This is a genomic window from Rhizobium sp. 3T7, from assembly GCF_020166565.1.
Lineage (GTDB): Bacteria > Pseudomonadota > Alphaproteobacteria > Rhizobiales > Rhizobiaceae > Rhizobium.
The window spans coordinates 14,723-35,009 of the sequence record NZ_JAIQXS010000019.1; the positions used below are offsets into that span (position 1 = coordinate 14,723).

15 protein-coding genes are annotated in these 20,287 nt (G+C 59.9%); 10 read left to right on the plus strand and 5 right to left on the minus strand.

Annotated features, from left to right (window positions below; genetic code table 11):
• Positions 1 to 97: 97 nt before the first annotated feature.
• On the plus strand, positions 98 to 1,111 hold the full coding sequence (locus tag K9B32_RS22200; protein WP_224566049.1) for a zinc-binding alcohol dehydrogenase family protein: 1,014 nt from the start codon (positions 98 to 100) through the stop codon (positions 1,109 to 1,111).
• A 286-nt stretch (positions 1,112 to 1,397) separates the two neighbouring features.
• A complete protein-coding gene (gene mgtE / locus K9B32_RS22205) occupies positions 1,398 to 2,774 on the plus strand; it encodes a magnesium transporter (protein ID WP_224566051.1) in 1,377 nt (458 codons plus the stop codon).
• A 31-nt stretch (positions 2,775 to 2,805) separates the two neighbouring features.
• On the opposite strand, the gene K9B32_RS22210 is transcribed toward mgtE, so the two are convergent.
• Positions 2,806 to 3,279, minus strand: a complete 474-nt coding sequence (locus K9B32_RS22210) for an Lrp/AsnC family transcriptional regulator (protein WP_224566053.1) — start codon at positions 3,277 to 3,279, stop codon at positions 2,806 to 2,808.
• Between the two features lie 146 nt (positions 3,280 to 3,425).
• Here K9B32_RS22210 and K9B32_RS22215 point away from each other — a divergent pair, with 146 nt between their 5' ends.
• Positions 3,426 to 4,331 (plus strand): DMT family transporter, encoded by a 906-nt coding sequence (locus tag K9B32_RS22215; protein ID WP_224566055.1) that lies wholly within the window; start codon positions 3,426 to 3,428, stop codon positions 4,329 to 4,331.
• 74 nt (positions 4,332 to 4,405) lie between these two features.
• Here the strand turns inward: K9B32_RS22215 and K9B32_RS22220 are convergent, their stop codons facing one another.
• Both K9B32_RS22220 and K9B32_RS22225 read right to left on the minus strand, forming a co-directional pair.
• A complete protein-coding gene (locus K9B32_RS22220; RefSeq protein ID WP_224566057.1) occupies positions 4,406 to 4,921 on the minus strand; it encodes a GNAT family N-acetyltransferase in 516 nt (171 codons plus the stop codon).
• A gap of 9 nt (positions 4,922 to 4,930) precedes the next feature.
• Positions 4,931 to 6,595 (minus strand): electron transfer flavoprotein-ubiquinone oxidoreductase, encoded by a 1,665-nt coding sequence (locus K9B32_RS22225; RefSeq protein ID WP_224566059.1) that lies wholly within the window; start codon positions 6,593 to 6,595, stop codon positions 4,931 to 4,933.
• A gap of 247 nt (positions 6,596 to 6,842) precedes the next feature.
• Between K9B32_RS22225 and K9B32_RS22230 the strand changes: the two genes are divergently transcribed.
• The 6 genes from K9B32_RS22230 (at position 6,843) to K9B32_RS22255 (ending at position 14,973) form a co-directional block, all read left to right on the plus strand.
• The gene (locus K9B32_RS22230) at positions 6,843 to 7,631 is read left to right on the plus strand and encodes an SDR family oxidoreductase (protein WP_224566061.1); all 789 of its coding nucleotides are present in this window, start codon (positions 6,843 to 6,845) and stop codon (positions 7,629 to 7,631) included.
• Between the two features lie 212 nt (positions 7,632 to 7,843).
• Positions 7,844 to 9,124: an efflux RND transporter periplasmic adaptor subunit gene (locus tag K9B32_RS22235; protein WP_224566063.1), complete on the plus strand. Its 1,281-nt coding sequence runs from the start codon at positions 7,844 to 7,846 to the stop codon at positions 9,122 to 9,124.
• Complete coding sequence (locus K9B32_RS22240; protein ID WP_224566065.1) at positions 9,121 to 12,237, plus strand: efflux RND transporter permease subunit; 3,117 nt, start codon at positions 9,121 to 9,123, stop codon at positions 12,235 to 12,237. Before K9B32_RS22235 ends, K9B32_RS22240 begins: the two co-directional genes overlap by 4 nt.
• A 170-nt stretch (positions 12,238 to 12,407) precedes the next feature.
• Entirely contained in the window at positions 12,408 to 13,700 is a 1,293-nt protein-coding gene (locus K9B32_RS22245; RefSeq protein WP_224566067.1) for an Hsp70 family protein, read from the plus strand.
• Positions 13,701 to 13,759: 59 nt separating this feature from the next.
• Positions 13,760 to 14,632 (plus strand): uracil-DNA glycosylase family protein, encoded by an 873-nt coding sequence (locus tag K9B32_RS22250; RefSeq protein WP_224566069.1) that lies wholly within the window; start codon positions 13,760 to 13,762, stop codon positions 14,630 to 14,632.
• A gap of 149 nt (positions 14,633 to 14,781) precedes the next feature.
• Positions 14,782 to 14,973, plus strand: a complete 192-nt coding sequence (locus K9B32_RS22255) for a hypothetical protein (RefSeq protein WP_007789187.1) — start codon at positions 14,782 to 14,784, stop codon at positions 14,971 to 14,973.
• Between the two features lie 97 nt (positions 14,974 to 15,070).
• Here K9B32_RS22255 and K9B32_RS22260 read toward each other — a convergent pair whose 3' ends face one another.
• Both K9B32_RS22260 and K9B32_RS22265 read right to left on the minus strand, forming a co-directional pair.
• Complete coding sequence (locus K9B32_RS22260) at positions 15,071 to 15,922, minus strand: hypothetical protein (RefSeq protein WP_224566233.1); 852 nt, start codon at positions 15,920 to 15,922, stop codon at positions 15,071 to 15,073.
• A 211-nt stretch (positions 15,923 to 16,133) separates the two neighbouring features.
• Positions 16,134 to 17,063: a DMT family transporter gene (locus tag K9B32_RS22265; protein WP_224566071.1), complete on the minus strand. Its 930-nt coding sequence runs from the start codon at positions 17,061 to 17,063 to the stop codon at positions 16,134 to 16,136.
• Positions 17,064 to 17,511: 448 nt separating this feature from the next.
• On the opposite strand from K9B32_RS22265, the gene pepN reads away from it, so the two are divergent.
• Positions 17,512 to 20,160 carry an aminopeptidase N gene (gene pepN, locus K9B32_RS22270; RefSeq protein WP_224566073.1) on the plus strand — a complete coding sequence of 883 codons (2,649 nt, stop codon included), beginning with the start codon at positions 17,512 to 17,514 and terminating at the stop codon, positions 20,158 to 20,160.
• The last annotated feature ends 127 nt before the right edge of the window (positions 20,161 to 20,287 follow it).

Sequence of the window (20,287 nt, forward strand, 5' to 3'; positions counted from 1 at the left end):
GTATCCTTTTTGGTACTACGTACAGAATTTGTGCATTCTTGTGCTTGTCGAGCATAGGACGCATCTAGCCTCTGTGCAACGAACACAGGAGTTTCCCATGCGCGCCGTCGCCTACAAGGTCCCCCAGCCCATCACCGCCGAAACGACGTTGATCGACGTAGACCTGCCGATTCCGGAAGCGAAGGGCCACGACGTGTTGGTCGAGGTCAAGGCGGTGTCCGTCAATCCGGTCGACGTGAAGGTGCGCGCAAGCGTTGCGCCGGCGGCGAACGAACTCAAGGTGCTCGGATGGGATGCCGCGGGCGTCGTCAAGTCCGTCGGCCCGGAGGTCACGCTGTTCAAAGCCGGTGATGAAGTCTTCTACTCCGGCGTCATCAACCGCCCCGGCTCGAATGCCGAATTCCACCTGGTCGACGCGCGGATTGTTGGACGCAAACCGAAGACGCTCGACTTCGCCTCGGCGGCGGCCCTGCCTCTGACGTCGATCACGGCTTACGAGGCGCTTTTTGACCGGCTGAGAGTACAAGATCCGGTTCTGGGGGCGGCACCGGCAATCCTCATCATCGGCGGCGCTGGAGGCGTCGGATCGATCGCGATCCAGATCGCACGTGCGCTGACTGACCTGACGGTCATCGCAACGGCATCCCGGCCCGAAACCAGCGAATGGATCAAACAGCTCGGCGCCCATCACGTCGTCGACCATTCGCAGCCTATCGCAGTACAGGTGGCGGCACTCGGCCTCGGCGCCCCCGGCTTTGTCTTCTCGACGACCAATACCGATCAGCACATCAAGGAGATCGTCGAGGTCATCGCGCCGCAGGGCCGCTTCGCGCTGATCGACGATCCGAAGACGCTCGACATCGTTCCGTTCAAGCGGAAGGCCGCGTCCATCCATTGGGAGCTGATGTTCACGCGGCCGCTGTTCGGCACGCCAGATATGATCGAACAGCACAAGCTGCTCAACAAGGTTGCCGAACTTGTCGATGCCGGCAAGATCCGCACGACGCTTAGCGAGACGCTTGGCCCGATCAACGCTGCCAATCTGAAGAAAGCGCACGCTATGATCGAAAGCGGTCGGACGAAAGGAAAGCTGGTCCTGGAAGGCTTCTAACGCCTCGCGTAGTTCAAACAAAAGCTGCTCGAACGAAGTGCCGCGCTGGCAGGTGCGGCATTCTGGCACCAAGCGCCTCAAGCGCTTGACTTCTCTGCCAATTAAGACCACCTACAGCACTACGCGGATTGCTTCCGTTTTCCGCGGATATCAACGGAGCCATCATCACGATGCCAAGCGACAGTAGCAGTCGATTGCCTTTGCCGTACGCGGCCCTCGTGCGCTGACCGACTCCTGTCGGGCTCGCCCGTCGGACGCTACGGCGGATCGACGGAAAGGCGAGCCTATGAACATCAATCGCTTCCCACTGCGGGCGGGCCATGCCGCTCGTTTGTTCAGCAACGACCACCTCGGCACCATCACCACGGCCGAGCGCGTCGAACGGCTGAACGCACTTGAAATCCCCGAAGCTGCAGCAATCCTGGTTACGCTGCCGCAGCAGAAGGCTGTCCGTATTCTCGGCCGCCCTGAGCTGCACAATGCCGCGGCGATCATCGCTGAAATGCCGGTCGAGCACGGCGCTCGCCTGCTGAACGCCACGGCGAACGACCGCGTTGCGGACCTCTTTCAGGAAATGAACGAGGAGGCCCGCGCGCATCTTTTCTCGCGGCTTGACCGTACGACATGCCTCGCCGTCCAACATCTGATGGGCTACCCTCCCCGCACGGCCGGTAGCATCATGACGACGGAGTTCGTCAGCGTGCCCGACACCTGGACCGTCGAGCAGACGCTGGAGCATGTGCGCAAGGTCGAGCGTTCGCGCGAAACGGTCTACGCCATCTACGTCCTCGATGCGGTGAGCGACGTTCTGACGAGCGTCGTTACACTGCGCCGTCTGATCACCGGCGATCCCAGCGAACCTGTTCTGACCGTTGCGCAGAAGGAAGGGGTTGTTCGTGCCGATCCGCTGATGACGCAGGAAGATGTCGCCCGGCTGATCCGCAAGCACAATCTGCTGGCCCTGCCTGTCGTCAGCGAAGACGGACACATGCTCGGCATCGTAACGGTCGACGACGTGATCGACACGATGATCGCCGACCAGACCGAGGACGCCCACAAGTTCGGCGGTATGGAAGCACTCGGCAAGCCGTATATGAAGATCGGCTTTGCCGGCATGATCCGCAAGCGCGCAGGCTGGCTCTGCGCCCTCTTCCTCGGCGAAATGCTGACGGCAAGCGCCATGCAGCATTTCGAAGGCGAGCTGGAAAAGGCGATCGTACTGACACTGTTCGTGCCGCTGATCATGAGCTCGGGCGGCAATAGCGGTTCGCAGGCAACGTCGCTGATCATCCGGGCGCTGGCGCTCGGCGAACTCAAGCTCTCCGATTGGTGGCGCGTGCTGCTGCGCGAACTGCCGACGGGCATCGTGCTGGGATCGATCCTCGGCCTCGTCGGCTTCGCCCGCATCGCGCTCTGGCAGAATGTTGGCCTCTTTGACTATGGTGAGCACTGGGTCCTGGTCGGTTTCACGATCTTTACCGCGCTGATCGGCATCGTGACCTTTGGTTCGATCTCCGGCTCAATGCTGCCTTTCATCCTGCAGAAGCTGCGGCTCGATCCGGCCAGTGCTTCGGCTCCGTTTGTCGCAACTCTTGTCGACGTGAGTGGACTGGTGATCTACTTCTCGGTCGCGGTGCTGATCCTCAGCGGCACCCTGCTCTGAACATGCTAATGGGGCCTAATGGGTCCCGTTTTCATTTCGGCGCTGGCAACTTCAATGCCCCATGGGTCTTCATGCTGCGAATGGCGAAGTTCGAGCGGATGTCGCTGACGTTCGGCAACGTCAGCAGCGTGTCCGTCAAAAGCCGCTCGTAGGCAGCGAGATCCTCAACCACCACCTCCGCCAAGAAGTCAGCTGTTCCCGATATCAGAAAACACGACACGACTTCCGGAATGGCGAGCAAGGCCGCCTCTTGGGCCTGTGCGTTCTCGCGGCTGTGATGCGCGACCTTCAGTTCGACAAAAACGGTCAAGCCGAGACCGACTTCCTTGCGGTCGATATCAGCGCGGTAGCCACGAATGACGCCGGTCTTCTCGAGGTTGCGGATTCGACGCAAGCACGGCGATGGCGACAGATTGACCTTATCGGCAATCTCCACATTGGTCGCCCGCGCATCCTCCTGCAAGCACTGCAGTATCGCCAGATCGAATTTATCAAGACTTGGCATGATTGATAAAACCTTCCGCAGATTTTGGCAGATAATTGCTCATCATATTATTCTGACGGCACAGATAGCAAGGACATGCCTTAGCGTTCCGACCTATTCTCTTCTCAACCGGACAGTCTGCGGACGGCCATAAGAGGAGAGATCCGATGAGTGCCCTTGCCTTTACGAACAACGAAAAATCCACCTCGATACCCATCGGCTATGCCGGTGCCGTCGTCACGGTCCTGATCTGGGCGACGTGGATCCTGGCAACCCGCCACAGTGCCGCGACACAACTGGGAACGATCGATATCGGGCTGATCCGCTACGGCGTTCCAGCACTCATTCTGGCGCCCGTCTGGCTGAAAACCGGACTGCTGCCGAGAGGTGTGCCGCTCGGCCTGCTGGCCACGATGTTCGCCGGAGCGGGCGCCGTCTTCTTCCAGTTGACCACGTCCGCAATCCATTCGACCCCGGCATCTGCGGCTGGCATCCTCCTTGGCGGCTCTATGCCGCTCGCAACTGCCCTCATTGGAGTCGCCGTCTTTCGGGAACGACCGGACTCCATGCGTGTGCTCGGCCTAGCCGCGATTGTCGCGGGTGTGGCCATCCTGCTTATTCGCAGCCTCGTGGGGGCGGCTCTCCCCTGGAGCAGCTTCGTCCTGCTGCCGATGGGAGCAATCCTCTGGGCAAGCTACACGCACGCGTTCCGCCGCTCCGGCCTGACGGCCATGCAGGCCAGCGCGCTCATCGCCATCTGGTCGTTCCTGATCCATGTCGGCCTTGCTGTCGTCTTCGGCACGTCGATTACCAGCGCACCGTTTGCCGAAATAGGCCTGCAGGTCTTGAGCCAAGGCGTTCTTTCCGGCCTTGTTGCGACGGTCGCCTATGGTCTTGCCGTTCATGCTCTGGGCGGCACGCAGGCAGCAGCCTTCACGGCGATTACGCCGGTGCTGGCGACGATCGGCGGCGGAATGCTGCTTGGAGAGGAGATCGGCATCGCAGAGATTGCCGCTGCCGTGATCACCGGGCTCGGCGTGGCACTCTCGACCGGTATCGCCTCGCGGCGGTAGTTCAACACATATCATTGGGTCGGCGCTCATTCCGCCGGCCTATTTCCTTTTTCCGCGGCGCCTCGATTGACTCTTCAAAGGGCAAGGATCATCGCGACCCGCCGTTCCGGGTCCATCCCGACCTCAGTTTCCTGATCCAGCTTTTTTTGCAGGAACTGCGGTACGGCCTCCGCCCTCGGCAGCACAAAGCCGAGGGTCTCATAGAAGGGCGCATTAAATGGAACGTCGCGATCGGTTGTCAGCGTCAGCGCCCTAAGCCGACATGTGCGGGCCATCTCGATCGCAGCCGACATCAAACGCCGCCCGACGCCCCTGCGCTGCCAATCCCGGCAAACATCCAGTTCGATCACATAGAGCGTGCCTGCGATCTCCTCCGCCGCGAGAAAGCCAACCGGCCGATCATCGTCATCGGCGCCAACAAGCAGCAGGCCCGCGTCGAGCGATTCCCGCAGAATATCTTGCGGAAGCGCGTGCGGTTCCCTGACGACGCCGAGCGCCTCGGCCAGTGTCGCGAAGGCGTCGATTTCGATCTCGGTCAGGCGCGGCAATTCATCGAGACGCGCCTGCCGTATGATGCAGGCGTCGCTCATGCCTGCACCCTACATATTCGGATAGACGGGCCCCTCACCGCCCTGCGGCGGAACCCAATTGATGTTCTGGTTGGGGTCCTTGATGTCGCAGGTCTTACAGTGGACGCAGTTCTGGGCGTTGATGACAAAGGTCGCCTTGCCATCCTTTTCCACCCATTCGTAGACGCCGGCCGGACAGTAGCGGGTCGAGGGACCGGCATAGATGTCGTGCTCGGACGATACCTGCAGCGCCATGTCCTTCACCTGGAGGTGCACCGGCTGGTCTTCCTCGTGGTTGGTGTTCGACAGGAACACCGAGGAGAGACGGTCGAAGGTCAGAACACCGTCCGGCTTCGGATAGGCGATCGGCTTGTGCCTGGAGGCCGGCTCCAGCGACGCCGCATCCGTCTTGCCATGCTTCAGCGTGCCGAAGATGGAGAGGCCGAAGAGCTGGTTCGTCCACATGTCGAGGCCGCCGAGTGCCACACCGATCGCCGTGCCGAATTTCGACCACAGCGGCTTGACGTTGCGCACCTTCTTCAGATCCTTGCCGATGTCGCTCGAACGCCAGTCGTTCTCGATCTCGACCACTTCGTCATTGGCGCGGCCAGCGGCGATCGCAGCCGCGATCCGCTCGGCCGCCATAATGCCCGACAACACTGCGTTGTGGCTGCCCTTGATGCGCGGCACGTTGACGAAGCCGGCCGAACAGCCGATCAGCGCGCCGCCGGGGAAGGACAGCTTCGGCACCGACTGGTAGCCGCCCTCGGTGATCGCGCGCGCGCCATAGGACAGCCGCTTGCCGCCCTCGAATGTCGTGCGGATCGCCGGATGCGTCTTGAAGCGCTGGAACTCCTCGAACGGGTAAAGGTACGGGTTCTTGTAGTTCAGGTGGACGACGAAACCGACGGCCACAAGGTTATCTTCCAGATGATAGAGGAACGAGCCGCCGCCGGTCTTCATGCCGAGCGGCCAGCCGAAGGAGTGCTGCACCAGACCTTGGCGGTGGCGCTCCGGCTTGACCTGCCAGAGTTCCTTGATGCCGATGCCGAATTTCTGGGGCTCGCGGTCTTTGGATAGATCGAACTTGGCGATCAGTTGCTTGGCGAGCGAGCCGCGCACGCCTTCGCCAATCAACACATATTTACCGAGAAGCGCCATGCCTCGCGTATAGTTCGGGCCGGGTTCGCCGTTCTTCTCGATGCCCATGTCGCCGGTAGCAACACCGATGACGGCACCTTCGCCGTTGTAGAGCACTTCGGTTGCGGCAAAGCCCGGATAGATCTCGACGCCAAGTTCTTCGGCCTTGGTGGCCAGCCAGCGACAGACGAGCCCAAGCGATACGATGTAATTGCCGTGATTGCTCATCAGCGGCGGCATCAGGATATTCGGCAGGCGCACGGAGCCTGCCGGGCCGAGCACCAGGAAGTGGTCGTCGGTTACCTCCGTCTTGAACGGATGATCTGCTTCCTCGCGCCAGCCGGGCAGCAGGCGGTCGATGCCGATCGGATCGACGACGGCACCCGACAGGATATGCGCTCCGACTTCGGCGCCCTTCTCCAGGACGACTACCGAGAGATCCGGATTGACCTGCTTCAGCCGGATCGCGGCGGAAAGCCCCGCAGGACCGCCACCGACGATCACCACGTCAAATTCCATGCTCTCGCGTTCGGGCAGTTCAGTCGTATCGGTCATGCATCCATCTCCGCTTGGCCGACATTGCGGCCATATTCCCCGTGATGGGGTTATCTCTTGTCAAAACAGAGGGCTATTGTCGAGCCGGGAAACGACAGCGAATCCCCCAATTCGCGCAACAGTATTTCTAGCGCCAGATAAATATACGCACCTTACGTAAACGTCAAATGATAAACAAATGACGAGCGCCGCTTTCGCCGCCACTCTACGCGCCGTATAGAGAGACGGACGACAGGAGGAATTCGAGATGGATCTCGGCATCAAAGGCAAGCGCGCACTCATTCTAGCGTCGTCGCGCGGATTGGGTCATGGCATCGCCGTGGCTTTGGCGCGCGAGGGGGCGAATGTGCTCCTTTGCGGGCGGAGCGGCGAAACACTGGAGGCAAATTGCCGCGCCATCAACGCCGAAGGAAATGGCAAGGCCGACTGGATCTGGGCCGATCTCTCCGACGAGACCTTCGTGGAGACCGTAACCGCCGCCGTACGCGCCAAGCTTGGCGGCGTCGATATCCTAGTCAACAACACCGGCGGCCCGACGCCGGGAACGACGCACGACATGACGACCGAAAGGCTGGAAACCTATTTCTTTTCGATGGTGCTGCGGGTGATCGCGCTCACCAATGCACTGCTACCACCCATGAAGGAACAAGGTTGGGGGCGTATTCTCACCGTCGCATCATCGGGCGTCATCGAACCTATCGCCAACCTCGCGCTTTCGAACACGCTACGCCCTGCCCTCGCCGGTTGGAGCAAGACGCTGGCAACAGAGATCGGACGCTTTGGAATCACGTCGAATCTTCTGCTTCCCGGAAGCATCCTGACCGGTCGCCTCGACGACCTCGATGGCGCCGCCGCCAAAAGGACAGGCAAAAGCCTCGATGAAATCCGTTCGGCAAAGGAAGCTGCGATTCCCGTCGGTCGCTACGGAACGGTCGAAGAGTTTGCGGCAACCGCCGCCTTTCTTTGCAGCCAGCCCGCGAGTTACATCACCGGCAGTCTGGTGCGCTGCGATGGCGGCGCTGCCCGTTCCGTCTGATTGCAAAAGGGAAATTGCGAGAATGTGTGCGATTGAACCTTCGCAATGCCTACAAAAGGTCACATCAGCACATTCTTTCATTACAGAAATTTAAGCTATTATAACCACTTAGTGATGGCCGCTTGGCTAATTGTGTCTTTTTTGCGCCGTAATAAGCGTGGTTCAATAGAACCTGGATTTACGCGCAATTTTGTCCCAACCCGGTCTCGCTCATGAAGAAATTCTTGGTCACGGTCTGCATCATCGCTGCTGCCAGCATTGGCGCATGGCAATATAGGGAACGCATCCCTTATCTTTCTCAATTTTTACCGAAGGCGCCGCAACAGGCTGATGCGGTCGACGGTGGCCAAACGGCCGGCGATGCCTCCCAGAAATCCAGTGATCAAAAGGGCGGCGGCAAGGGCCGCAACCGCAACGGCGGGCCAACGCTGGTAAAGACGGTCGCGGTGGTGAAGACCATCCTGCCGCGAGATGTGACGGCCTCCGGCTGGGCTGATGCGGACGACACCACGACGATCGCGGCCCAGGAACAAGGGATCGTTACGAAGATCCTCGCGTCGGACGGCGCCACTGTCAAACAGGGAGATCTGATCGCCGAGCTTGATGCCCGCACGGCACAAGCGACGGTCGACAAGGACAGCGCCATGGTCGTCCGCGACCAGGCCACCCTGGCGGAGGCCGAGACAGCGCTGGCACGCGCCAACGACTTGCTGAGCTCAAAGGCCGGTACACAGCAAAGCTACGATCAGGCGAAGGCCGCGCGCGACACGGCGGCGGCCACGGTCGAGGCGGACAAGGCGGCGCTGGCGGCCGATCAGGTTCTGCTCGAGCACACCGATATCCGCGCGCCCTTTGACGGACGCCTCGGCGACATCTCGGTGAGCCCCGGCGCCTTTTTGAACGCCGGCTCGGCGATCGTAACGATCGCAAAGTACGATCCGATCTATGTGAAGTTCCACCTGCAGGAGCGCGATCTGAGGCAATTGAAGCTCGCCCTCGCCGCAGGGCCGGTGGAAGTAAGCACGGTTCCGCAATCCGACAAGGGCAAGCCGCACCAGGGTCATATCAGCTTCTACGACAATACCGTTGATCCGGCGTCTGGCACTATCCTTGCCAAAGCAAAGTTCGAGAATGCTTCTGGTGCACTCTGGCCCGGTCAGTCGGTCAACATTGTCGTCCACTTCAACAACAATGAGCAGCAGGTCGTCGTTCCGACCCTGGCGGTCAGCCCGGGCGCGGACGGCTTCTTCACCATTGTCGCGCGCGATGGGAAAGCGCACGTGACGCCCGTCACCGTGGCGCGTGCAAACGGCGGCTTCACGGCCATCTCAAAAGGCCTCGCGGAAGGCGATCACGTCATCATCGAGGGCCAGGCTCAGCTGGTTGATCAGCAGGCGGTGAAGGAACAGTTCGACGACAAGGCATTGAACGTTGCCTCTGCGGCCCAAACCTCGAGCAAGACCGAAATCATCACAGCGGGCACGGAAGAATGATACCGAATTTCTGTATCCGACGTCCTGTCGCGACAACGCTGCTTGCCATCGGCGTCGTGCTTGCCGGCCTTGCTGGCTATCAACTCGTACCGGTGGCAGCCCTGCCGCAGGTCGATTTCCCGACGATCAACGTTTCCGCCGCTCTGACAGGCGCCTCACCGCAGACGATGGCGACCTCGGTCGCCACGCCGCTGATCAAGCAGTTCCAGACAATTCCCGGCATCAGCGAAATCAGCGCCACGAACTCGCTCGGCAATACGAGCATCGTTCTGCAGTTCGACCTCAACCGCGATATCGACGCGGCGGCTGCCGACGTTCAGGCGGCGATCTCGCACGCGACGCGCCAGCTCCCCGACAACATGACGACGCCGCCAAGCTACCGCAAGACGAATCCCGCGGATGCGCCGGTCATGCTGCTTGCTGTGCAGAGCGACACCGTGCCCCGCAGCAAGCTCGATGAGATTGCCGAAGACATCATCTCGCCATCCCTCTCGACGCTTCCCGGCGTCGCCGAGGTTTCGGTATTCGGCGCGCAGACCTACGCAGTTCGGGTCGAGGTTGATCCGAACAAGCTTCTCAACCGCGGCATCGGCATCGACACGGTCAACCAGGCGCTGGTTGCGGCCAACAGCCAGGTTCCCGTCGGCTCTCTACAGAACAACACGCAAAGTATGACGATCAATGCGAACACCCAACGGACCAATGCCAACGAATTCCGCACGCTCGTCATTGCCAATCCGAACGGCGCGCCGATCCATCTCGGCGATGTCGCCGACGTGCAAGACAGCGTCGAGAATCTGAATACCGGCAGCTGGTACGATGGCAACCGCAGCATCATTCTCGCCATTCAACGTCAGCCCGATGCAAATACCGTTGAGGTTGTCGACGCGATCAGAGCGAAGCTGCCTGGCCTGCACGCCGAGGTTCCGGCCTCGGTTTCGACGAAGGTCATGAACGATTCAGCGCAGCCAATCAAGGACGCGATAGCGGACGTCAAATTCACGCTACTCCTGACGATCGGCCTCGTCGTCCTGGTTATCTACCTCTTCACCGGCCATCTGACGGCAACGATCATTCCCGGGCTCGCCGTACCACTATCGTTGATCTCCACCTTCGGCATGATGTATGTGCTCGGCTACAGCATCGACAACATCTCGTTGCTCGGACTGACGCTTGCCGTCGGCCTTGTGGTTGATGACGCGATCGTCATGCTGGAAAACATTCTCCGGCATGTCGAGGAAGGAATGCCGGTTCTCGATGCGGCGATCAAGGGCGCCGGCGAAGTCAGCTACACCATCATTTCGATGTCCGTATCGCTGATTGCCGTCTTCATCCCGATCCTTCTGATGGGCGGGGTCGTCGGCCGTATATTCAACGAGTTCGGCATGGTCGTTGCCATTGCGATCGTGGCCTCTGCAATCGTTTCGCTCACAGTGACGCCGATGTTGGCGTCGCGCCTCGGTAGCGGCCACGAGCGGCCCCCGCTCTTCATCCGCTGGTTCGACGCCGGTTTCGAGCGGACGCTCAGAGGCTACGAGAGATCGGTCGGCTGGTGCCTGGAGCATCGCCCGACGGTTCTTGCACTGTTCGTGGCGTCTGTCGGGTTGACCATCTACCTGTTCATGACGCTGCCCTCGAGCTTCTTCCCCACCGAAGATATCGGCCGCCTGAACATCACGACGCGCGCTCGTCAGGACATTTCCTATCCAGCAATGCAGGCGCTGCAGAACCAGGCCGCAGAACTCGTGAAGCAAAACCCCGCCGTCAACCACGTTATGTCGATTGTCGGCGGCAATGCACGCAGCCCACTCAACAACGGCACTATGTATGTCGAGCTCAAGGACAAGGATCAACGTCCGCCACTTGATCAGACCTTGAGGGAGTTGCGAGCGAGCATTAGCAAGATTCCGGGCCTTCAGGCCTACATAACGCCGCAGCAGAGCCTCCGCTTCGGCGGCCGCCAGACGGCGAGCCAATACCAGTTGGTCGTCCAGGCACTGAGCGCCGATCAGACGAACATCTGGGCAAACAAGATCCAGCAAGCGATGCGCGCCGACCCGCGTTTCACCGACGTGGCTTCCGACGCGCAGAACAACGCATTGCAAGCCAATATCGTCGTTGACACCGAGAAGGCGGCGGCCTTCGGCATCACCGACGGACAGTTGCGTATGACGCTGCAGGAAGCCTTTGGCGGCTATACGGCGGCACAGATTCAGTCGACCGGCGACAGCTATGACGTGATCGTGGAATATGACACCAGCAAGCCATGGGACGATCAGAAGCTTCAGGAAATCCGCGTCGCGTCCAACGGCGGCGCCCTGGTTCCCCTGTCGAACTTTGCGACGGTCCAGCGCACGACAGGCCCGGTGACCATCAATCAGACCGGTCAGCTTGTCTCGACAACGGTCTCGTTCAATCTACCTGCAGGCGAAGCGCTCGGCGACGCCACAGCCGCGATCGACCAGATCAAGAAGGATATCAATATGCCCGCGGACGTCTTTACGTCCTACGGCGGCACCGCGCAGATATTCCAGCAATCTCAGGGCAACACTCCGCTGCTGATTCTGGCGGCCGTGCTGACCATCTATGTCGTGCTCGGCGTCCTCTACGAGAGCTTCATCCATCCGTTGACGATTCTTTCAGGCCTGCCGGCCGCGGCACTCGGCGCCTTGCTGGCACTGAAGGTGATGGGCTTCGATCTTTCGATCATCGCCCTCATCGGCCTATTGATGCTGATCGGCATCGTCAAGAAGAATGCGATCATGATGATCGACGTCGCATTGGAAAACCTGCGCTCCGGCAATGGCATGTCGCCGTCGGAAGCGATCCATGAAGCCTGCGTCCGACGCTTCCGCCCGATCATGATGACGACCTTCTGTGCCCTCCTCGGCGCACTTCCGATCGCGCTCGGAAGTGGGGCAAGCTCGGAACTACGCCAGCCGCTCGGCATTGCAGTCGTCGGCGGTCTTGTCGTGTCGCAAGCGCTAACGCTGTTCATCACCCCGGTTATCTTCGTCGAAATGGGCAGGCTTAGCGATTGGCTTCTCGGTCTCGGTCGCAAGAAGAAGACCGAGCACAATGAGGACATGCCTCAAGCAATAGCCGCCGAATGAACGAGAAGCGGGCGCCAATGGCGCCCGCCGCATTTTTCGCTTCAAGCCTTGAATAACAACGGCCTCTGTGGCATCACGCGCCCTCCTTGAATTCGGGCGCGCCGTTTCCGCGCCTTCGCGGAGGCTGGCCTCCCGATCTCAAAACATAATCGGCAGGATGAGGTGCGAGCATGGCTCAAGCGCTGGGATTCGACTTCGGCACAACGAACACGGTTTTGGCCACGGCAGACGGGCAAACGACGCACTCAATGGCCTTTACGAGCGCGGCCGGCAGTGCCGACAGCATGCGCACTGCCCTGTCCTTCATGAAGGATCCGCAACTCGGCGCTTCAGCCTTGAAGGTTGAGGCGGGCCATGCTGCGATCCGGCAATTTATCGATAATCCCGGTGACTGCCGGTTCCTGCAGTCGATCAAGACCTTTGCGGCAAGCGCTCTTTTCCAGGGCACCCTCATCTACGCGAAGCGTCACAGTTTCGAGGATCTGATGGAGGTCTTCATAAGGCGCCTGCGCAACTACGCCGGTGACAATTGGCCGTCCGACGTCAAGCGCATCGTTACCGGCCGCCCCGTGCATTTTGCCGGCGCGAACCCTGACCCTGCGCTGGCGACGGAGCGCTACAACGAGGCGCTATCCCGCTTCGGCTTTCCAGAAGTTCACTACGTTTACGAACCGGTGGCGGCTGCATTCTACTTCGCGCAGAATCTGACGTCGGACGCCACTGTGCTCGTTGCCGACTTCGGTGGTGGTACGACCGACTATTCGCTCATCCGGTTCGAAACGGTCGGCGGAAAACTGACGGCGACCCCCATCGGTCATTCGGGCGTCGGGATCGCTGGTGACCACTTCGACTATCGCATGATCGACAACATCGTTGCCCCGCAGATCGGCAAGGGGAGTCATTTCAAGAGCTTCGACAAGATCCTTGAAGTTCCCACGAACTACTATTCAAGCTTCGGCCGCTGGAACCAGCTCTCCATTTTCAAGACGTCGCGCGAATTCGGGGATCTCAAAAAGCTCGTGCGCACGGCGCTCGAACCTGAGAAGCTTGAGACCTTCATCGATCTGGTCGATCACGACGAGGGTTATCCGCTCTATCAGGCCGTGTCGGCCACGAAGATGGCCCTATCGGCTTCGGACGAGGCAGCCTTCGACTTCGCCCCTCTCGGCCGTGGCGGTCACCGTACAATCCGCCGGGCCGACTTCGAGAGCTGGATTGCAGATGACCTCGCGCGGATCGAAGGCGCCCTCGACGACGTGCTGGAGAAGACGAACACGACATCTGATATGATCGATAAGGTGTTCCTCACCGGGGGCACGTCGTTTGTCCCGGCTGTGCGCCGCATCTTCACAGAGCGCTTCGATACGGACCGCATCGAGACCGGGGGCGAGCTGCTTTCCATCGCGCACGGCCTGGCATTGATTGGCGAACGCGAGGACATCACGCAATGGGCGGTGCAATAGGTCGGCTCGTGGCCAGAGCGCTCTTTCATTGACGTCTCGGCTTCGCTAAGGTCGCCGTCATGATCTCCGTCAACGAACTCTCTCCGGGCGAACTCGCCGCGCTTCTGCATTTCCATGCCGAAGCGGGGGTGGAATGGCTGCTCGAGGAGGAAGCCGTCGACCGCTTCGCGGAGTTCGAGGCAATGAAGGCGGCGCGACGGAATGCAGCCTCTTCCCCCCAGGCCACTGAAGCTCGGGAAGCTTCGCCACGCCCGGCGGCTCAGGCGGCACAGAGGAATGCACCTGCCCCCGAGCGTGCCGCCCAGCGACCGCAGCCTTCAATCCCGGATGGCGAGGCCGTGCAACAGGCACGCGTCACGGCTGAGAGCGCCCGTTCGCTGCAGGAGCTGAAAACGGCGATCGAGGCATTCAACGGATGCAATCTCAAGCACAGCGCACGTTCGACGATCTTCGCCAGCGGAGATGCGACAAGCGGAATCATGGTCATCGGTTCGGCGCCAGGGGCCGACGATGATCGCGAAGGCCAACCCTTTGCCGGGCGACCTGGGCAACTGCTTGACAAGATGCTCGCCGCAATCGGTCTGCAGCGCAATGCCATACTGCTGACGCAGGTCATTCCCTGGCGCCCCCCCGGCAATCGCATTGCGTCTACCGCCGAGATGGATATCTGCCGGCCCTTCATCGAGCGGCAGATCGCGCTTGCCGAGCCAAAGGCAATTCTCGTGCTCGGCAATTTTGCTGCCCGGGTTTTTTTCGGCGATAATGACACGATTCACGGTTTGCGCGGGCAATGGCGGGAGATCGCGGTCGGGAACCGCGTCGTTCCCGCGATCGCGACATTGCATCCGCAAGATCTATTGACGGCACCCGTCAACAAGCGGTTGGCCTGGAACGATCTTTTGGCTTTTCAGGCCAAACTGGCAGCACTCTAGTTTGCTCCAAAAATAGGCAAATATAAACGTTTTATGAAAACATCTATGCGATTTACGCATACCTGCCTCTTATTCTAACGCATTGAAAACATCATGTTGCAGTGCAATATAGTGGTGTGTCTTGGGAGGAATCAACAGGAACCAAGGCAATGACTGCACGTTTTCGTCCTATCCACTGCGGGTTTGAAACCCTTCGCCTTGCCAATGAGCAGGGTCGCACAACGCAAAGCTACAGCCGCATCGGCTTCGCCACCAACGAGCAGATGGTTGCTCGCGGTACCGGCGCCAGCGGACGCATCGCACGTCCCGCCACGATCTTTGCGGATTTTCAGCAATATTGAGGTCGAGGCTGGCATTTGCTGGCCTCCCATTGCGTGGCCTTATCGCCAAGCGCATTCTGGCGGATCTGGCCGCTGAGTAGCCGGCGCTTTGTCGCGACTATCTCGTTCCCCAGTGGAACGCCTCATCCACGTACGCGAACTTGATCGCTTGCCACTGACTGTACTGTTCGACGAACGAGCGCGACATCCAGAGTAGAGGTTTCCTTTCGGTCGTATCCCAGCCAATAGATCCTTGCTGCGCTGCTTTGGCAAAAAGCCGCTGCAAGTGCGTGCGCGATATCATGAAATCCGCCGCAAGGGCGCGACTGTCGAGATGCCCGACCACAACGCGCTCGGGGTCATTTCCTAGCAAATCCATTCGCGATACCAGGTGATCGACGATCAGACCCCCAGCGTCGGTCCACAGGAAAAGCGCCACCTGCTCCGCGGGCTCCCGCCACAATGGATCTTGAAGGCAATTGCGTGCGATACGCGGCTGAAGGATTCGAACCAATTCCGGATGGGCCCCAACATGGGCGGCCCGGTTTCCACCGTCCACCAAATCAAGGGCTCCTAGGTTCGAGACGAGCCATCCCAATATCGCCTGATGACTGATCTCCGCCGGCTCGAAGTGGCGCGGACGACGTCGCTCCGCCCCTGGCTCGTAGGCTATGAAGCGATAGGTGAAGAGTTCCTCGATGAAGCTCAGCACCGTGTTGCGGCTAGCCACCTTGCGGGACGTGATCTCGCCCGTCAGTCGGGCAGCTGTGAAACCTGACGCCGGATCACCAGGATCGCGCTCCATGGCAAGGGCGTAAGCGGTCTGCGTCAGCAGCCAGCGCTGCTGGGAAGCAAGCAATCGTGCCAGTCGTGGGCCAGCATCGAACATGCCGCGCATGCGCCCCGCGTGGAAGCGGATGGCTAGGATGAACTTCGGGTTCGCAACCAAGTCTTCGGCACTAAAAGGCATCTTTCTCCCGACGCGCGCATACCCGGCGTCGGCACTCCCGAGGCACCACGACGTCCGATCAACCCAATAACATGCGCATTCGCGAATAAATGAAGCTTCGTCAAGTTCATAAGCCGCAACAAACGTTCGGATACGTTCACTATTTCGTTTGAATTTCTCCCGCATAACGAGAGAACTTCAGCGAAACGATCACAAAAGATGGAGGCGGCTTTCACGATCCGGCTTGCCGGGCGGCGCGGCGCTCCAGATCAAGTTGGTGTTCGCGGTAGATGATGAATATCCCGGCTGCGACGACAATCGCAGTCCCCATCAGCGTACTGCCGCCTGGGACATCGCCAAACACAAAATAGGCGATGACGCTTCCGATGACGATCGATGTGTACTCGAACGGAGCAACCGTCGAGACATCTGCGTGCCGATAGCTCTCCGTGAGCAGGATTTGCGCCACGCCCCCACAGAAGCCGGCCGCAACGAGAAGCAATTGCGGTTTCAGATCAAGGACCTGCCAACCGAACGGAACCGTCACGAGCGAGAACACTGCAGCAATGATCGAAAAATAGAGAACGATTGTCGCCGTCTTCTCTTCCTCGACCAATCGCCGCACCTGAATCATTGCCATACCGCCGAGCACGGAAGCCAGCAGCACCGTGATCGCACCGATCGCCTGCTCGGCATGGATGCCGCCCTCGCGAAAAAGCGTGAGCTTCGGCCAGGAGATGATGGCCACGCCCACCATTCCGAAAAGTACCGCGCTCCAGCGATAGATTCGTACGGTTTCGCCGAGGAACAGCGCCGCAAAAATCACGGCGACAAGCGGCATCGCGTAGCCGAGCGCAATCGCCTCTGGTAGCGGCAGGTGCAGCAGCCCGTAGAAGCCTAGTCCCATCGATATGATGCCGAGTATTCCCCGCTTCAGGTGTCCGATCGGATTGGCAGTAAAGAATGCCGATCGCAACTGCCCGCGATAGGCTAGGTAGGCCATGATCGGAAACAGCGCAAAGAAGGAACGGCAGAAAGTCACCTGCCCCGGCTGGATGTCGCTGCCGGCAAGCTTGATGAAGGTCTGCATTGCAAGGAAGACAACAACCGAGCCGACCTTGAACGCAATGCCCCTCATCGGGTTTCCCGTAGCCGACCGCATGTCTTGAACTCTTGTATTGCTGTTTTGAAGCAGGAGAACGCGCCAGACTCGACGCAGCATGACTGTGACAGTCGTTGTGCCGAATGAACAGATAGAAAATCGGAAAGTTTACAGAGCCACCGAGCAAACCAGATGACCGCCACTCTCGATACTCGTTGCAACCGAGGAAAATTGGTACAAACCCCGAGATCTCAGCGCCGACAATACGAAGCACAGTCGTCGTTCAGCGAACTCAAGGCGACGAGGCGATCAAAGCAGCCATCAACCTCAAATCCCATTCCCAGATCCGCCCAGATATAGCCGCTCCCAGAGTCTCCAAATCTTCCGCTGCCGCGATTTCGCTTTAACTTTAGTTCAGACTTTAATGTAATCATGCCCTCAAAATATGTGGCGGAGTGCCCACTCCGCAGACGAAGCAGTCATCCGCTCAAGGTCTTCAGGGAGCATCATGCGTACAGATACCGGCCAGGTCATCAATCTGGCAGACTACCAGCCCACCGAATTCGTTCTGGAACGCGTGGACCTTACCTTCGAACTCGATCCCACGGAAACCAAGGTCGAGGCACGACTGATCTTCCATCGCCGCGAAGGCGTCGATCCCAAGGCCCCGCTGGTGCTCGATGGCGATGAGTTGACACTGTCCGGCCTGCTGTTCGACCAGATGGAAATGCCGGCGAACCAATACACGGTAACGCCTGAAAGCCTGACAGTCCGCGATCTGCCGGCATCCGAGCCGTTCGAACTGACGATCACAACGATCATCAACCCAGAAGCCAATACGAAGCTGATGGGCCTCTACCGCACCGGCGGTATCTACTGCACGCAGTGTGAAGCCGAAGGCTTCCGCCGCATCACCTATTTCCCGGATCGCCCCGACGTCCTGGCGCCCTACACGGTCAACATCATTGCCGACAAGGCTGCCAATCCGCTGCTGCTATCGAATGGCAATTTCCTCGGCGGCGCTGGCTATGGCGAAGGCAAGCACTTTGCCGCCTGGTTCGACCCGCATCCGAAGCCAAGCTATCTCTTCGCATTGGTCGCCGGCGATCTTGGTGTCATCGAAGATACGTTCACGACGATGTCCGGTCGCGAGGTCGCGCTGAAGATCTATGTCGAGCATGGCAAGGAACCGCGCGCCGCCTATGCGATGGACGCGCTGAAGCGCTCGATGAAGTGGGACGAGGACGTCTTCGAACGCGAGTACGATCTCGACATCTTCATGATCGTCGCAGTCTCCGACTTCAACATGGGCGCCATGGAGAACAAGGGCCTCAACGTCTTCAACGACAAGTACGTCCTTGCCGATCCGGAAACGGCTACGGATAGCGACTACGCCAACATCGAAGCGATCATCGCGCACGAATACTTCCACAACTGGACCGGCAACCGCATCACCTGCCGCGACTGGTTCCAGCTGTGCCTGAAGGAAGGACTGACCGTCTATCGTGATCACGAGTTCTCTGCCGACCAGCGCTCGCGACCGGTCAAGCGCATCGCTGAGGTCCGCCACCTAAAATCCGAGCAGTTCCCGGAGGATGCGGGTCCGCTTGCCCATCCGGTTCGGCCCACGAAATATCGCGAAATCAACAACTTCTACACAACGACCGTCTATGAGAAGGGCAGCGAAGTCACGCGAATGATCGCAACGCTGCTCGGTAAGGACACGTTCAAGAAAGGCATGGACCTCTACTTCGATCGCCACGACGGCCAGGCCGTCACGATCGAGGACTTCGTCAAATGCTTCGAGGGCGTAAGCGGGCGCGACCTCGCACAGTTCTCGCTCTGGTACCATCAGGCCGGCACGCCGCTGGTTACCGCTTCGGGATCCTATGACGCTGCCGGAAAGACCTTCAGCCTCTCGCTCGAGCAGATGGTCCCGGCGACGCCCGGCCAGTCAGAGAAGAGGCCGATGCACATCCCGCTGAGTTTGCAGCTCTTCGCTGAAGACGGTGTGGCCATAGCTCCGACCTCCGTCGAAGGTGCCGAATATGCCGGCAGCGTGCTGCATCTGACTGCGCGCACCCAAACAGTCGTATTCCACGGCGTCCAGACGCGGCCCGTGGTCTCGATCAATCGCAGCTTCTCGGCGCCGATCAATCTCCATTTCGACCAGTCGCCCGCCGACTTGGCGCTACTTGCCCGCCATGAGACTGACCATTTCGCGCGATGGCAGGCCCTGACGGACCTTGCGCTTCCGACCCTTCTGAACGCAGCGCGCGATGCCCGTGAAGGAAAGACCGTCGGTTCTGAAGGAACATTCGTCGACACCCTTGTAGTCGCCGGGGCTGACGAGAGCCTTGAGCCCGCCTTCCGCGCCCAGGCCCTGGCGCTGCCAAGTGAAGCCGATATTGCCCGCGAACTCGGGGGCAATAACGATCCGGACGCAATCCATGCCGGACGCCAGGCGGTGATGAAGCAAGTCGCCGACGCAGGACGGGACACTTTCGTCGCACTCTATGACTCGATGACGACACCAGGCGCCTTTAGCCCGGACGCAACGAGTGCCGGTCGCCGTGCCTTGCGCAACGCTGCCCTGACCTACCTCTCCTACGCCGAGAATTCGCCGGCACGCGCCAAGGCCGCCTTCGATGCTGCCAACAACATGACCGACCTGCTGCATGCGCTGACGATCCTTGCGCACCGCTTTCCGGACAGTGCGGAAGCTGCCGAAGCGTTGTCGATCTTCCGGGATCGCTTTGCTGGAAACGCACTGGTTGTCGACAAATGGTTCTCCGTGCAGGCAACCATACCGGGCGCCGGCACGCTCGATCGCGTGCTGAAGCTGATGGAAAATCCTCTGTTCAAGAGGACCAACCCCAATCGCGTTCGTTCGCTTATCGGCACCTTCGCTTTCGCCAATCCGACCGGCTTCGGCCGCGCCGATGGAGAAGGCTACCGCTTCCTCGCTCGCGAGATTCTCGACATCGATCAGCGCAACCCTCAGTTGGCTGCCCGCATCCTGACGTCAATGCGTTCCTGGCGTTCCCTTGAGCCGGTTCGGCAGGATCACGCCCGTGCCGCCCTGTTGGAAATCGAACGGGCTGCCGAGCTTTCGACCGACGTCCGCGATATTGTCGAACGCACTCTCAAAGGGTGATCTGCCGTCGAATGTCGCCGCGAGGCTCGCAGCGACATTCCGACCGCCGAAGAAAAATCAGCATCTAGAATCAGTTAACAGATTTTTACCTTTTCCTCTGGACAAGGCGAATCACCAGTGATTCATT

Coding starts and splice junctions, on each gene's coding strand:
- K9B32_RS22220 (WP_224566057.1), bottom strand. CDS start 4,921: ATGAGCGACGCCTGCATCATACGGCAGGCGCGTCTCGATGAATTGCCG.
- K9B32_RS22240 (WP_224566065.1), top strand. CDS start 9,121: ATGATACCGAATTTCTGTATCCGACGTCCTGTCGCGACAACGCTGCTT.
- K9B32_RS22255 (WP_007789187.1), top strand. CDS start 14,782: ATGACTGCACGTTTTCGTCCTATCCACTGCGGGTTTGAAACCCTTCGC.
- mgtE (WP_224566051.1), top strand. CDS start 1,398: ATGAACATCAATCGCTTCCCACTGCGGGCGGGCCATGCCGCTCGTTTG.
- K9B32_RS22210 (WP_224566053.1), bottom strand. CDS start 3,279: ATGCCAAGTCTTGATAAATTCGATCTGGCGATACTGCAGTGCTTGCAG.
- pepN (WP_224566073.1), top strand. CDS start 17,512: ATGCGTACAGATACCGGCCAGGTCATCAATCTGGCAGACTACCAGCCC.
- K9B32_RS22230 (WP_224566061.1), top strand. CDS start 6,843: ATGGATCTCGGCATCAAAGGCAAGCGCGCACTCATTCTAGCGTCGTCG.
- K9B32_RS22250 (WP_224566069.1), top strand. CDS start 13,760: ATGATCTCCGTCAACGAACTCTCTCCGGGCGAACTCGCCGCGCTTCTG.
- K9B32_RS22235 (WP_224566063.1), top strand. CDS start 7,844: ATGAAGAAATTCTTGGTCACGGTCTGCATCATCGCTGCTGCCAGCATT.
- K9B32_RS22225 (WP_224566059.1), bottom strand. CDS start 6,595: ATGACCGATACGACTGAACTGCCCGAACGCGAGAGCATGGAATTTGAC.
- K9B32_RS22265 (WP_224566071.1), bottom strand. CDS start 17,063: ATGCGGTCGGCTACGGGAAACCCGATGAGGGGCATTGCGTTCAAGGTC.
- K9B32_RS22245 (WP_224566067.1), top strand. CDS start 12,408: ATGGCTCAAGCGCTGGGATTCGACTTCGGCACAACGAACACGGTTTTG.
- K9B32_RS22260 (WP_224566233.1), bottom strand. CDS start 15,922: ATGCCTTTTAGTGCCGAAGACTTGGTTGCGAACCCGAAGTTCATCCTA.
- K9B32_RS22200 (WP_224566049.1), top strand. CDS start 98: ATGCGCGCCGTCGCCTACAAGGTCCCCCAGCCCATCACCGCCGAAACG.
- K9B32_RS22215 (WP_224566055.1), top strand. CDS start 3,426: ATGAGTGCCCTTGCCTTTACGAACAACGAAAAATCCACCTCGATACCC.